Source organism: Amycolatopsis sp. CFH S0740, assembly GCF_004522315.1.
GTDB lineage: Bacteria > Actinomycetota > Actinomycetes > Mycobacteriales > Pseudonocardiaceae > Amycolatopsis > Amycolatopsis nivea.
The window spans coordinates 61,029-74,484 of record NZ_SDLS01000005.1 but is presented as its reverse complement, the minus strand read 5'-3'; the positions used below and the strand labels follow the sequence as shown (position 1 = coordinate 74,484).

15 protein-coding genes are annotated in these 13,456 nt (G+C 68.9%); 6 read left to right on the top strand and 9 right to left on the bottom strand.

Annotated features, from left to right (window positions below):
• Window positions 1-107 precede the first annotated feature (107 nt).
• Window positions 108-1,604, bottom strand: coding sequence for an AMP-binding protein (locus tag EIZ45_RS10955; protein ID WP_134667395.1), 1,497 nt, complete (start codon window positions 1,602-1,604; stop codon window positions 108-110).
• Window positions 1,605-1,838: 234 nt separating this feature from the next.
• On the opposite strand from EIZ45_RS10955, the gene EIZ45_RS10950 reads away from it, so the two are divergent.
• Window positions 1,839-2,084, top strand: coding sequence for a phosphopantetheine-binding protein (locus tag EIZ45_RS10950; RefSeq protein WP_037810574.1), 246 nt, complete (start codon window positions 1,839-1,841; stop codon window positions 2,082-2,084).
• Here the strand turns inward: EIZ45_RS10950 and EIZ45_RS10945 are convergent.
• Complete coding sequence (locus EIZ45_RS10945) at window positions 2,077-3,036, bottom strand: ACP S-malonyltransferase (RefSeq protein ID WP_043836787.1); 960 nt, start codon at window positions 3,034-3,036, stop codon at window positions 2,077-2,079. The two genes, EIZ45_RS10950 and EIZ45_RS10945, sit on opposite strands and share 8 nt — an antisense overlap.
• Window positions 3,029-3,961, bottom strand: coding sequence for a proline iminopeptidase-family hydrolase (locus tag EIZ45_RS10940; RefSeq protein WP_134667396.1), 933 nt, complete (start codon window positions 3,959-3,961; stop codon window positions 3,029-3,031). Before EIZ45_RS10940 ends, EIZ45_RS10945 begins: the two co-directional genes overlap by 8 nt.
• Window positions 3,962-4,196: 235 nt before the next feature.
• Between EIZ45_RS10940 and EIZ45_RS10935 the strand changes: the two genes are divergently transcribed.
• Genes EIZ45_RS10935 through EIZ45_RS10925 form a run of 3 tightly spaced genes read left to right on the top strand, consistent with a single transcriptional unit; the run spans window position 4,197 to window position 7,251 of the window.
• Entirely contained in the window at window positions 4,197-5,468 is a 1,272-nt protein-coding gene (locus EIZ45_RS10935; protein WP_134667397.1) for a nucleotide disphospho-sugar-binding domain-containing protein, read from the top strand.
• Window positions 5,459-6,574, top strand: coding sequence for a sensor domain-containing protein (locus tag EIZ45_RS10930; protein ID WP_043836793.1), 1,116 nt, complete (start codon window positions 5,459-5,461; stop codon window positions 6,572-6,574). Before EIZ45_RS10935 ends, EIZ45_RS10930 begins: the two co-directional genes overlap by 10 nt.
• A gap of 23 nt (window positions 6,575-6,597) precedes the next feature.
• Window positions 6,598-7,251, top strand: a complete 654-nt coding sequence (locus EIZ45_RS10925) for a response regulator transcription factor (protein WP_037810579.1) — start codon at window positions 6,598-6,600, stop codon at window positions 7,249-7,251.
• Window positions 7,252-7,593: 342 nt separating this feature from the next.
• On the opposite strand, the gene EIZ45_RS46760 is transcribed toward EIZ45_RS10925, so the two are convergent.
• The 5 genes from EIZ45_RS46760 to EIZ45_RS10905 all read right to left on the bottom strand — a co-directional run bounded on the left by EIZ45_RS46760 (window position 7,594) and on the right by EIZ45_RS10905 (window position 11,567).
• Complete coding sequence (locus tag EIZ45_RS46760; protein WP_255443133.1) at window positions 7,594-7,770, bottom strand: acyl-CoA carboxylase epsilon subunit; 177 nt, start codon at window positions 7,768-7,770, stop codon at window positions 7,594-7,596.
• Window positions 7,770-8,045, bottom strand: a complete 276-nt coding sequence (locus EIZ45_RS46755) for a hypothetical protein (protein ID WP_167756407.1) — start codon at window positions 8,043-8,045, stop codon at window positions 7,770-7,772. Before EIZ45_RS46755 ends, EIZ45_RS46760 begins: the two co-directional genes overlap by 1 nt.
• Before the next feature lie 249 nt (window positions 8,046-8,294).
• Window positions 8,295-9,863, bottom strand: coding sequence for an acyl-CoA carboxylase subunit beta (locus EIZ45_RS10915; protein ID WP_134667399.1), 1,569 nt, complete (start codon window positions 9,861-9,863; stop codon window positions 8,295-8,297).
• Entirely contained in the window at window positions 9,856-10,626 is a 771-nt protein-coding gene (locus EIZ45_RS10910) for a thioesterase II family protein (protein ID WP_134667400.1), read from the bottom strand. The genes EIZ45_RS10915 and EIZ45_RS10910 overlap by 8 nt, the downstream gene beginning before the upstream one ends.
• Window positions 10,627-10,880: 254 nt before the next feature.
• Window positions 10,881-11,567: a GNAT family N-acetyltransferase gene (locus tag EIZ45_RS10905; protein WP_134667401.1), complete on the bottom strand. Its 687-nt coding sequence runs from the start codon at window positions 11,565-11,567 to the stop codon at window positions 10,881-10,883.
• Between the two features lie 151 nt (window positions 11,568-11,718).
• On the opposite strand from EIZ45_RS10905, the gene EIZ45_RS10900 reads away from it, so the two are divergent.
• On the top strand, window positions 11,719-12,441 hold the full coding sequence (locus EIZ45_RS10900; RefSeq protein ID WP_134667402.1) for a VOC family protein: 723 nt from the start codon (window positions 11,719-11,721) through the stop codon (window positions 12,439-12,441).
• 37 nt (window positions 12,442-12,478) lie between these two features.
• Complete coding sequence (locus EIZ45_RS10895; protein WP_106961461.1) at window positions 12,479-12,967, top strand: GNAT family N-acetyltransferase; 489 nt, start codon at window positions 12,479-12,481, stop codon at window positions 12,965-12,967.
• Window positions 12,968-12,974: 7 nt separating this feature from the next.
• Here EIZ45_RS10895 and EIZ45_RS10890 read toward each other — a convergent pair whose 3' ends face one another.
• On the bottom strand, window positions 12,975-13,427 hold the full coding sequence (locus EIZ45_RS10890; RefSeq protein ID WP_240690838.1) for an Lrp/AsnC family transcriptional regulator: 453 nt from the start codon (window positions 13,425-13,427) through the stop codon (window positions 12,975-12,977).
• Window positions 13,428-13,456: the final 29 nt, after the last annotated feature.

Genomic DNA, 13,456 nt, shown 5'->3' with positions numbered 1-13,456 from the left:
TAACGGCCCCTAGCTGGCACTCTGCCGCTCCGGCCAAACGCCGTGAAGGGCTCCTTGAGGGAATTGGATTCCCTCAAGGAGCCCTTCACGGCGTCCTTAACCGACGACTAGGCGGGGACCGGGCTCAGCAGCTCCGCGGCCCGCGCGGCGAGCGTTTTCCGGTCGATCTTCCGGTTGGAATTCAACGGGAACTCCTCGACGTGCTCGTACCGCCGCGGGATCACGCCCTCGGGCAGCACCGCCCGCAACGCCCGCACCAGTTCGATCACCGGCCGCCGCGGACCGGTGTAGAAGACGAACAGCTCCGTCCCGATGTCCCTTTGGACGCCGAGCGCCACCGCTTGCACCCCGCACGTCTCCAGCGCGTGCTCCACCTCGGTGAGCTCGACGCGCCAGCCGAGCACCTGCACCTGCGAATCGAGCCGCCCCAGGTACGCGAGATCGTCGCCGCCGAGCCGCCGCACCCGGTCGCCGGTGCGGTAGAACCGCTGCCCGTCGCGGTTGAGGAACCGGCCCTTCTCGTCCGCCGGGTCGAGGTATCCCGGCGTCAGCTGCGGTCCGGCGATGGCGAGCTCGCCCTCTCCCGCCTCGTTCTCGTCGATGAGCACGTACTCGTGTCCCTCGTGCACCGCGCCGATCGGCACCACGCCGTTCACCGCGATCCGCGGGGTTTCCTCGTCGTCCCACCGGTACCCGGCAACGGTGATGGTGAGCTCCGTGGGCCCATAGAGGTTCTCGGTCACGGAGTTGCCCGCCGCCGCCCGCCAGTCCGCGGTGTCGCGGACGGTCAGTGCTTCCCCAGCGAAGAAGCTCCACCGCAGGCCCGGCATCGCGCCTGGGGTGAGCCGTCCGGTGCGACGCACCAGATCGATCGCGCTCGGCGTGGAGAACCACACGGTGAGACCGCGCTCCGCCACAAACGCCGGCACGTTCCGGTACGCCGCTCCCGGCAGGACCACCGCTTCCGCGCCCGCGCCCCATGCACAGAAGAGGTCGAACATGGCGCAGTCGAAGTTCAGGTCGAACGTCTGGGAGAAGACGTCGTCCGGGGTGAAGTCGTACCGCGCGTCGAGCAGACCGAAGTAGTGCTCGGTGGAGCCGTGGCCGATCCGGACGCCCTTCGGCCGCCCCGTGGAGCCCGAGGTGAACAGGATGTACGCGGAGTCCTCCGGCCGCACCTTCCTCGGCTCGCTGAGCGCGCGTGCCGCTTTCAGCAGTTTCGGGCTGGCCTCCGGAGCCAGCAGCGTCTTCACCGGCGGAGCCACGGTCAGGCCGCGTTCGTCGGCGATGAGCGCGTCCACCTCCGCCGCCTCGACCATCTGCGCGGTCCGGGCCGCCGGGAAGTCCGGCCGCAGCGGGACGACCGTCGCCCCCGCGTACAACCCGGCCAGAATCCCGGCGTAGGCGGTGACGCCCTTGCCGGCCAGCACCCCTACCGTGCGGGCGCCGGACTCCGCCAGCGCGCCGCCCCACAGCAACGCGCGCTCGTGCAGTTCGCCGTAGGTCAGCGTCTGCCCGCCGACGCTGACCGCCGGCCGGGACTCGGAACGGGCCAGCCCGCGCAGAAACCGCGCATGCAGTCCCGAGGTGGTCGTCGTGTCCATCGTGGTCCTCCGCGTTGCTGTGCCGATCGCTGCTGACCCGACCACAGTCACGGCCTGGCGGCTTCGCGGCAACGGTTCCGTGCCGGGTCGGGGGTCGGGCCGCTTTCGGCCGGATCGGTAATAGGGGTGCCGGTGCGTCGCCCGGAAGCGGCGGCGCGGGGTAAGGTTCAAAACCGAACCGGGCGGTCGGTTTCCCTGCCCGGCGAAGTGCCCGACCCAGCCACCGGAGTAGCCATGTGGGACAGCTCTTTCGACGAAGCCCTCCGCCCGTACCTTCCGTTCCTGCCCGCCGACGAGGCGCTGACCGCCGAAACCCCGCTCAAGGAGTACGGCCTCGACTCGCTCGCCACGGTGGAACTGCTGGCGGTGCTGGAGGAGAAGTACAACGTCCGGTTCTCCGACGACGCGCTGAACCTGGAGACGTTCGAGAACCCCGGACGCCTCTGGACGACGCTGTCGAAGCTGCAGCCGGCTAGCTGACCCGCGAGGGACCCGCGCCGCGCCGCCGCGGCTGCAGCGCGAGCCGCGGGTTCACCGTGGTCACCTCGAACCGGCTGGTGGTGGCGCGGACGCGGCCGAACAGCGTGTCCGGCCCGGCCACCCACAGCTTGCGCACGCCGAGCTGTTCGAGCGACGAGACGACGTCGGGCCAGCGCAGCGGCTCGACGATGCTGTCCAGCAGCATCGTGCGGACCTGCTCGCCGGTCCGCAGCACCGAACCGTCCTGGTCGGCGACGATCGGAAGGAGGGGATCATGGAAGTCGAGGCCGCCGAGCACCTCGTCCTCGGCCTTGCGCCGCAACGCGCCGAACGCGCGCGAATGCAGCGGAGGACGCATCGTGTACAGCGACAACCCGCCCATGCCCCGCACGGTCTGCTTGAGCCAATCGAGGTTCCGCTCCCGCACCGAGACCATGTAGAAGTCGTGGTCGATGTAGCAGGAGATGTCCGACCACTCGCCGCGCCCGTCCAGTTCGGTCAGCGCGTCGCGCAGTTTCTCTTCCGGCGTGCGGACGAACGAGTGCGTGACGACGTCGGTGTGCTCGGTCGCGAAGAACTCGTCGAGGCACTGCGCGAGCTTCGCGGTCATCCACACCGCGTCCGGGAAAGTCAGCGAACCGGCGTACACGCTGGCCGGCTTCTCCCCGAAACTCGGGCCGGTGCAGTAGTCCGGGCTCATCCCGTACTCCTGTTCGGCCCACTCGGCGAGCGCGACGCAGGTGAGCATGAACCCGACCTGGGCGTACTCGGAGTAGTCGCCCTCGGCCTCGCGGAAGCGGTCGACCAGCGAGTAGCCCAGCCGGTCGTCGGCGTCCTTGATGAGCCTGCGCGCGAACGGGTTGATGAGCAGGAACTTGCCGAAGTCGACGAACCGGCACGGGCTCATCCCGGGGAACACGACCGCCGATCCGGCCTGGCTGGCGTCATCCATGACTGGCGACCTCTCTTTCGGCGGGGGAATGGACTTCCTGCAGGAATCCCAGCAGGATTTCGCGGAACCGCTGCGGTTCCTCGAGATGGGGGACGTGGCTCGATTCCGGGAGGATCTCCCAGCGCACGTCGTGGATCCGGTCGTAATACGGCTGCACGGTGGCCGGGGTGGCCTCGTCGTGCGCGCCGGAAATGAGCAGGGTCGGCGCCTCGATGTCGTCGAGGCGGTCGATCACCGAGTAGTCCGCGAGCGTGCCGGTGACGGTGAACTCGCTCGGGCCGTTCATCACCGAGTAGACGGTGTTGTTGTCGGCCATCTCCATGAACGACGCGAGATAGTCGGCGGGCCACGGCAGCACGCGGCAGACGTGCCGGTCGTAGAAGACGCGCATGAGGTCGAAGTACTCCTGCGTGTCCGTCGTGCCTGCCGCTTCGTGCGCCCGCAGGCCCTCGTCGACACCGGGCGGGAGCAGCGCGCGCAGCCGGTCCATTTCGCTGCGCCACAGCTCGTACGAAGCCGGCGAGTTGGCGATCACCAGCCCGCGCAGGCCGTCCGGGCGCTCCGCGGCGTGCCGCGCGACGACCAGCCCGCCCCAGGACTGTCCATAAAGGACGTAGTTGTCCTCGATGCCGAGCCGGTGCACCAGGTTGTCCAGCTCGTCGCCGAACAGCTCCGGGTTCCAGAATCCGGGGTCGGCGTCCGGCAGCCTGCTCGATCCGCCGCTGCCGAGCTGGTCGTAGTGCACGACCGGGAATCCGTGCCCGGCGAGCTCGGTCAGGCTCAGCAGGTAGTCGTGGGTGCTGCCCGGTCCGCCGTGCACCACGACCACGGCGGGAGCCGCCCCTCCCGGTTGCCCGGTGACCCGGTACCAGGTGCGGTGCTCGCCGAACGGGACCCAGCCTTTCGCGGTGGGCGCCACGGCCATGCTCATCACCTCGTTCGCCTCCCTCGTCCTTCTCCGGCGCAGCGCGGCCGGATCCGGTTACCTGTCTATCCGCCAGCGCCCGCGCGCCACCAGCCCCTAAGGGGCATCTAAAGCAGAGCCAAATCCGCGTTCCCCGCGCCGGATTCAGGGGTCCCCTACCGGGTGGGCGGGGCAGCGACCCGGCCCTACCGTTTCCGTTGTCCCGCCGCACCTACGAACCCCGGGAGCCGCCGCGATGCGCGTGATGCTGATGGTCCTCCCGACGAGGGCGCGCGTGTACAGCATGGCTCCGGTGGGCTGGGCGCTGGCCGCGGCAGGACACGAGGTGCGCTTCGTCGGGCAGCGCAACCCGCGCGAGGTCGCGCCGTTCGCCGAGACCGGGCTGGACGCCATGTGGTTCGGCGACGAACTCGACCTCGCCCGGCACCGCAGGCTCCAGGTCGACGGCAACACCGCGAGGCAGGGCGACTTCCGGATCTCCGAAAGCCGTCCCGAGTGCTACACCGACGAGTACGTGCGCAACGTGTACGAGCACTGGGTCGACGTGTTCCGCTGGACCACGCCGGACTCGCTGCTCGACGAACTCGTGCTCTTCGCCCGCCACTGGCAGCCGGACCTCGTGGTGTGGGACCCGGTGGTCTACGCCGCGCCGATCGTCGCGCATGCCCTCGGGGTGCCGCACCTGCGGATGATCGACGCCGCCGACCAGACCGCCCGCCTCGGCGCGCAGTACCGCGACCGCGGAGCCAGCCGCCCCGAAAACACCTCCGACACGTCGCCGGACCCGTTCGTGACGTGGATGTCCGCCGCGGTCGGCCGGTTCGGCGCGGACTACGACGAAACCCTGCGCTACGGCATGCGGACCATCGACTGCCATCCGTCGTATCTGCGGTACGACGGCGTGGACGTCGACTACCTCCCGGCCCGGTTCGTGCCGCAGGACAAGCCGATGCCCCTCCCCTCGTGGATGCTGGAGCAACCGACGCGGCCGCGGGTGCTGCTCGCTCTCGGCAGCTCGGACCGCCACACTTCCGGTATCGAGCAGCCCTCCATCGGAGACCTGCTGCACGGCCTCGCCAACCTCGACATCGAGGTAATCGCCACGGCGGACGCAAGCCAGCTCGCGTCCGTGCGCGCGATCCCGGACAACGTCCGCGCAGTCGATTCCGCGCCGATGAACGAACTCCTCGCCACGTGCTCCGCTGTTGTGCACCAAGGCGACGGCGCGACGATCAGCAACGCGGCGGTCAACGGCGTCCCGCAGCTGGTCATCCCAGGCACCACGTGGAGCGAACGCTGCTCAGCGGTTGCGCAGGCGAAGCGCGGCAACGGTTTGCTGGTGGACCTCGAGAACGCAACCCCTTCGAGGGTCCGGGCGGGAGTGTGCCGATTGCTGGAAGAACCGTCCTTTCGCGAATGTGCGCTCGAGGTGCGCGACGAGATGCTCGCGACACCCACTCTCGACGACCTCGTACCGGAACTGGAACGGATGGCGCTATGCCCGTGACGCGGCCGCCGACCATGCGGGCGATCGGGTTTCTCGTGCTGAGCCTCCCGATCCGGCTCGTCGCGTTCGTGCTGATCCTGGTGACCATGCTGGTCGGCGTCGCGACGACGATGCTCTGGATCGGCATTCCCGTCCTGCTGGTCGCGACCTCGCTGATGCGTTCGTATTGCGCCTTCGAACGACGCTGGGCACGCCAGATGCTTGGCGTCACCGTCGCCGAGCCGGTCCGTCGGCAGCCAGCCGGACCGGGCATGCTCGCCGTATGGCAAGCACGGTTGCTCGACGCCGCCACCTGGCACGAGTTCGCGTTCGTGCTCATCGCTTTTCCGCTGGGAATCGTGGAATTCGTGGCGGGCGTCGTATCCATCGCAGTACCTCCTTTCGGTATTTTCGTGGCACCGCGCATCGGGGCGGTGCACGGCGAACTGGCGACGTCGTTCCTCGGCCCGAACCGCACCGCGCAACTGGAAGCGCGCACGCAGCAGCTGCAGAACTCGCGAGCGCGCGGAGTCGACGCGGTGGAGGCCGAACGACGCCGGATCGAACGAGACCTGCACGACGGCGCGCAGCAGCGGCTGGTGTCCGTCGCGATGAGCCTGGGCCGCGCCCAGCTCAAGCTCGACCTCGACGACCCGACCGCGGTCCGCGAACTCATCGGAGCCGCGCACGCCGACGCCAAACTCGCTGTCTCGGAGTTGCGCGACCTCGCGCGCGGCATCTACCCGCCGGTGCTCCAGGATCGCGGCCTGGACGCGGCGTTGTCTTCTCTTACCGCAAGAATGCCTATCCCTATTGAGGTCGAGGTTACCGTACAACCCCGTCCGCCCGCACCCGTCGAGACGACGACTTATTTCATCGTGAGCGAAACGCTCACCAACGTGACCAAACATTCCGGCGCCGACCGCGCGTCCGTGCGAGTGACCCGCGACGACGACACCGTGGTCGTCGAGATCACCGACAACGGCCACGGCGGCGCGTCGATGCGACCCGGCGGCGGCTTGGCCGGATTGGCCGACCGCGCCGCCACGATCGACGGCGTGCTCACCGTCGTCAGCCCCGCCGGCGGCCCCACCGTCGTGCGGGCCGATCTGCCCGTCCGCTGGTGAATCCTGTTGTGGAGGAAAGGAAAATGCGCGTCGTGATCGCGGAAGACTCGGTACTGTTGCGCGCCGGGGTGCAAAGCCTGCTCGCGGACGTAGGCATCGAAACCGCCGCCGCGGTCGACAACGGCGACGATCTGCTGGTGGCCATCCGAGACCACCGCCCCGACCTGGTGATCGCCGACGTCCGCATGCCCCCGACCTTCACCGACGAGGGCCTGCGCGCGGCTTTGGCCGCCCGCAAGGAAATCCCCGGCCTGCCGGTGCTGGTGGTGTCGCAGTACGTCGAAGGAAGCTATGCGGTAGACCTGATCGCGGAAGGCACGTCCGGTGTCGGCTACCTGCTGAAGGAACGAGTCGCCGACGTAGCGGACTTCCTGGAAGCAGTCCGCCGCGTCGCCGACGGCGGCTCAGCCATCGACCCGGACGTGGTCGCCCAAATGCTTTCCCGCAGCCGGGATCCGTTGGAGGCATTGACCGCGCGGGAAACCGAGGTGCTCGCCCAGATGGCACAAGGCCTGTCGAACACGGCCATCGCCAAGGCCTTGGTGGTGACTCAGGGAGCAGTGGAAAACCACATCAGCAACATCTTCGCGAAGCTCGGCCTGGAAGCCAGCCGGGACCAGAACCGCCGCATCCGCGCCGTCCTGACCTACCTGGACAGCACCGCAGTGCACGCCTGATTCACCGGATCGATACCGTGCAGATGTTCGAGCGGCGGCGGTAACTTGGGGATATGGATCTTGGACCTGTTCCCCTGTCGTCCGTTGTGGACGAGGTAGTCATTCTGTTGTGGCGCAAGGCTTCTGGCACTCGCGCTGGTGATGCGGGCGCTGCTGCCACGCGCACTGCTGTCACCCGCCGCCGATCGCTCTTGCCTTCGAGACTGGCTTTTCGCCCGAGCCGACTGTTTCGAAGACCCGCATTCCGCGCGGCCACCCAAGCCGGAACCGCGGCACTGCGAAAAGCCCGCATCGCCCTGCGCCGATACGGGCCTCGCTCCCTCACGCCCTGGACGAGCCGAGCTACCGCGCCCGCCAGCTCGTCGCCGGAACAAACCTTGCCAACGGTCGCCGAGGTGACGGCACAGCAATTTCCGCGCACCCAGCCCCCGCAGCCTGACCGGCAGCGGCCAACGCCACCATCAACGCAGCCACTTCAACGTCATCCGGATTCCCACGCACTACACGTACTGCGGGCACTACCGCCGCAGCGCGCTGTTCACCGTGCGCCCCAGCAGTTTCCCCGCCAGCCGCACCCGCAGCCGCTGCCACCGGGGCACGCCGTTCACCACGCACCCCAGCAGCTTCCCGGTCAGCCGCACCCGCAGACGCCGCCACCGGGGCAGGCCGTCCACCACGCACCCCAACAGCTTCCCCGCCAGCCACACCCGCAGCCGCCGCCACCGCAGCACGCCGTCCATCGCGCTCCCCGGCCGCCACATCCGCAGCCGCTGCCAGCGAATCACGCCGTCCATCACGCGCAGAATCGAACCCCGAGCCAGCAGCTCCCCGCGACACCGCAGGAAGCCTCGTCCTGGCCGCACCTGCACCCACTGCCATCCCCTCGCACCATTCACCGCGCGTCCCAGCAGCCGACCCAGAACCACCCGACACCCCGCCGGACCCCTTCCGCGCACCGCCCGACTCGCCAACCGAGGCAAGAACCTCCAACTCCGCCGCCCCCATCACATCCCCCGTCCCTAACCGCGCGACCCGGGCCGCCATCACATCGGCGGGTTCCCGTGCTTGCGCGCCGGAACGTCGGCGTGCTTGGCCCGCAACATCGACAGCGACCGGATCAACATCTCCCGCGTCCGGCCGGGCTCGATCACGTCGTCGACCAGTCCGCGTTCAGCCGCGTAGTACGGATGCATCAGCTCGGTCTTGTATTCCTTGATCTTCTGCCGCCGCACCGCCTCCGGGTCGTCGGCAGCGTTGATCTCGCGGCGGAAGATCACGTTCGCCGCGCCCTCGGCACCCATCACCGCGATCTCGTTAGTCGGCCACGCGAGCGAAACGTCCGCGCCGATCGAACGCGAGTCCATCACGATGTACGCGCCGCCATAAGCCTTCCGCAGGATCACTTGCACCCGCGGCACCGTCGCGTTGCAGTAGGAGTACAGCAGCTTCGCACCGTGCCGGATGATGCCGCCGTGTTCCTGGTCCACCCCGGGCAGGAAACCCGGCACGTCGACCAGCGTCACCAGCGGAATGTTGAACGCGTCGCAGGTTTGCACGAACCGCGCGGCCTTCTCGCTCGCCTCGATGTCGAGCACCCCCGCGAGCGTCGCCGGCTGGTTCGCCACGATCCCGACCACGTGCCCGTCGAGGCGCGCCAAGGCGCACACTACGTTCGTCGCCCAACCGGCGTGCACCTGGAGAAACTCGCCGTCGTCGACGATTTCCTCGATCACCGCACACATGTCGTACGCGCGAGCCGCGTCCGTCGGCACCACATCGAGCAGCTTGTCCGTGCGGCGATCCACCGGATCGGCCGTCGGCTCCACCGGCGGCACCTCGTTGTTGTTAGACGGCAGCAACGAAATCAGGTACCGCACATCCTCGAGACAGCTGGGCTCGTCGTCGTAAACGAACGCGGCGACCCCCGATGTCGAGGCGTGCACGTCCGCGCCGCCGAGACCGTTCTGGGTGATCTCTTCACCGGTCACCGCGTGCACCACGTCCGGGCCGGTGATGAACATCTGCGAGGTTTCGCGCACCATAAAGACGAAATCCGTCAACGCGGGCGAATAAGCGGCACCGCCCGCGCACGGGCCGAGCATCACCGAGATCTGCGGGATGACTCCCGAAGACCGGGTGTTGCGCTGGAAAATCCCGCCGTACCCGGCGAGCGCCGTCACGCCCTCCTGAATCCGCGCACCGGCCCCATCGTTCAGCGACACCAACGGAGCCCCGGCCGTCGCGGCGAGGTCCATCACCTTGTGGATCTTCTGCGCGTGCGCCTCGCCGAGCGCGCCGCCGAAGATGCGGAAGTCGTGGGCGTACACGAAAACCGTGCGTCCGTACACCGTTCCCCAGCCGCACACCACGCCGTCCGAGTACGGTTTGCGGTGTTCGAGACCGAAAGCCGTCGCGCGGTGCCGGCGCAAGGACTCGATCTCGGTGAACGAACCTGGGTCGAGAAGCAGCTCGATGCGCTCGTGCGCGGTCAACTTGCCGCGGTCGTGCTGCCGAGCGGTCGCAACGTCGTCCGGACCGCGGCGCGCGGCCTCCTTGATCTCCCGCAGTTCCTCGAGCTTGCTGTCGAATCCGACCGCCAGTGCCTCAGACATGTGCACGCCCCTTGTCGACAAGCCGATCGGTCAAGTGCCGGAGAATCACGTCCTGGTGCCGGGTCAGGAAGAAATGCCCGCCGGCGAGCGGGACCAGCTCGAAGTCCGCCGAAGTGTGCTCGCTCCACGACCGGACCTCGTCCACCGAGGCGACCGGGTCGGCGGTGCCGGTGAACGCGACCACCGGGGCGGCGAGCGGTGCGCCCGGCTGGTACTGGTAGGTCTCCACGGCGCGATAGTCGTTGCGCACCACGGGAAGGATCATCCGCACGACGTCGTCGTCGCCGAGCAGGTCCATTTCGGTGCCGCTCAACCGGCGCAGTTCGTCGATCACGCCGTCGTCGGTGCGGGTGTGCACGTTCTCGTTGCGAAGCCGCGTCGGGGCCCGGCGTCCGGAGACGAAAAGCGTGTGCACCTCGGTGCCTGCGGCCTCCAGCCGCCGGGTCACCTCGAAGGCGATCATCGCGCCCATGCTGTGCCCGAACAGCGCGAGCGGCAGGTCGTCGCGGCCGCGCAGCAGCTCGGCGATCCGGTCGGCCAGCGCGTCGACGGTGGTCAGGAACGGTTCGTGCCGCCGGTCCTGGCGGCCCGGGTACTGCACTGCCAGCACCTCGATGTCCGGCGTCAGCGCCCGCGAAACCGGGAAGTAGAACGGAGCCGAACCTCCGGCGTGCGGCAAGCACACCAGCCTTGCCTTCGCCTCGGGCGACGTGTGGAAGCGGCGAAACCAGCTGTCCTCGTCGGAATTCGCGCTACCCGTCATGTCGTCCCACCGCCTTTCCGACGTCTGCGCCGGGACGACCCGGCCACGGATCCTTCTTCGCCGACCCACGGTAACCGCGCCCACCGCGCGCAACGACCCCTAACTCCCCCTAGATCCACAATGGACAGTCAGGTCCGCCCCTAGGCCGAAAGGAGTCTCCGCCGAAGAACCGTCAGCGATGGCTGGCATCACGCACGCCAACCTGGTGCAGGTCGGCCACCGCGACCAACTGCACCGCCCGCCGGAACCGCCAACTACAGCGAGGGAGCCCGATAGACGCCGAACTGCATCCCGCGAGCAAGCCGGAACCCCAGCTTCTCGTACAACCGGATCGCGCCGGTATTCGTCCCGGCCGCGTGGAGGAACGGCAGCTCGCCGCGCTCCCGGATCCCCGCGGCCACCGCGAGGACCAGCCGGGCCGCCAAGCCCTGTCCTTGGAACGCCGGGTCGGTGCACACCGCGCTGATCTCCGTCCACCCCGGCACGTGCAGCCGCTCGCCCGCCATCGCCACCAGTGCACCGTCGCGGCGGATGCCCAGGTAGGCGCCCAGGGCGATCGTCCGGGGCAGGAACGGGCCGGGCTTCGTCCGCGACACCAGGTCGAGCATTTCCGGCACGTCCGCCTCGGTCAGCCGCACCGCTTCCGGGTCGGCGGCAGCGGGGGCGGCCGAACCGTCCATCTGCACACCGGCGATCTCGGACTCCACCGTCCAGCCCGCGGGCGGCGGCGTCCCGACCTTCCCGACCACGACCGTCGACGCGCCCGGTCCGACGAGGTCGGCGATGTCGTGCCACACGTGTTCGTCCGGCTGGTCCGGCACGGCGAGGAACGGAGAGACATCCACCGGATACCGCAGCACCTGCCCCTTCTGCTCCGCGAACGAAGCGTGCGGGCCGCTCAACGCGGCCCAAGCGGGGTTTTCGAGCGGGGACGTGCTCATTCTCGCCTGCCATTCCAGATCCGGGGTGCCCCTCCAGAATGCGTGCCCCGGGCCGGGCGCGGCCACTGCCTCTCACATGGTGAGCGGCCGAGGACCGCAGCTGTCCGCGATCGGCCCTAGCGTCGCCGCCATCACCGACGAAGGGACCCCGATGAGCACCGTCGACCGCAACCAGCCGCTCGGCACCCCGACCTGGATCGACCTCGCCGTGCCAGACCTGGACCGCGCGCAGCGCTTCTACGGCGCTGTCCTCGGCTGGACCTTCGACGGCGACCACTGCCTGCTGCGTGACCTACCCGTCGCCGGCCTGCGCCAAGGAACCGACCCGCGACCAGCCTGGACCGTCTACTTCGCGACCGACGACTGCGACGGCACCGCCAAAACCGTCACCAACGCGGGAGGCAAGCTCCTCGACCAACCCCACGACGACGGAGAGCACGCCCGCGTCGCCCTCGCGGAAGATCCGACCGGCGCGCGGTTCGGGCTCTGGCAAGGCCGCGAGCTCCCCGGTGCCCGCCTCGTCAACGAACCCAGCACTCTGCTGCGCAACGACCTCGTCACGCCAGCCCCCAAACCAGCACGCGACTTCTACTGCGAGGTCTTCGCCTTCACCCTCGACGGCAACGACGACCTGCCCGGCGTCGACTTCACCTTCCTCCGCCGCCCGGACGGCCACGAAATCGGCGGCGTCTTCGGCGACCCGTCCACCGCGGCACCGGCCTGGGGCACCCTGCTCCTCGCCACCGACGCCGACGCGGCAGGCGCACGGGCGGTCGAGCACGGCGGAGAGGTCGTCGAGGCACATGACAGCCCCTACGGACGCATGGTGACCATCAAGGATCCGTTCGGCACGGAGTTCGTTCTTGGCTCGTGAACCCCGACTCCCCTGAACCGGTGCTAGAACAGAACAGGTGGACCTCGAAACCCTCCCCGGCGCGACCCTGCTCCCCGCGACCCCCGACGACGCCGCTGAGCTGATGGTGCTCCAGCGGTGTTGCTGGGTGCAGGAAGCCCTGCTCAACAACACCCTGGAGCATCCCGCACTGAGGGAGGACCTCGCCGAGGTCCGCGAGGCGATCAAGACCTGGCGCAGCTGGATCGTCCGACAGGGACACCGGCTCGTCGGGGCGGTCCGCGCCCGCACCGTCGAGGACGGCGGCTGGGAGATCGGCCGTTTGATGGTCGCGCCCGATCTCGCCGGGCGCGGCCTCGGGCGGCTCCTCCTCGAACACGCCGAGCGGCACGCTCCGCCGGAGACGAAGCAGTTCGTCCTCTTCACCGGTGCGTCCAGCGAACGCAACATCGCCCTCTACGAACGCGCTGGATACCGCCGCACGCCGATGCCGTTCGAAGCCACCGGGGTCTACCAGCTCGCCGTCTACCTGGTGAAACCGGCCTGACGAAGGCTCACAGCTCGTCGAAGACCAGCACGGTGTGCGTCGAGAGCACGTCCGGCATGTTCTGCAACCGTTCGAACACCAAGTCCCGCAGGCTGTCCGCGTCGCGGGTCCGCACGAACAGGATCAGGTCGTTGTCGCCGGACACCAGGCCGCCGTGTTCGATTTCCGGGATGTGCTTGAGCTCCGCGCTCACCGTGCGCCACGAGTTCTGCGTGACCTTCAAGTACACGTACGCCGCCAGGCCCTGCCCCATCCGGCGCGGATCGGTGACCGCCGCGTACCCCGTGATCACGCCCTCGCGGTGCAGCCGCTCCACTCGCGTGTAGCAACCGGCCCGCGAAATGTGCGCGCGCTCGGCGAGGGCGCGCATCGAGGCACGGCCGTCTTTCTTCAGCTCAGCGATGAGTTTCAGGTCGACCTCGTCCAGCGCCGCTGCCATTTGTCCACTCGGCTGGGACATCCGCGCTACCTCGCAAGCCAATCGTCCAA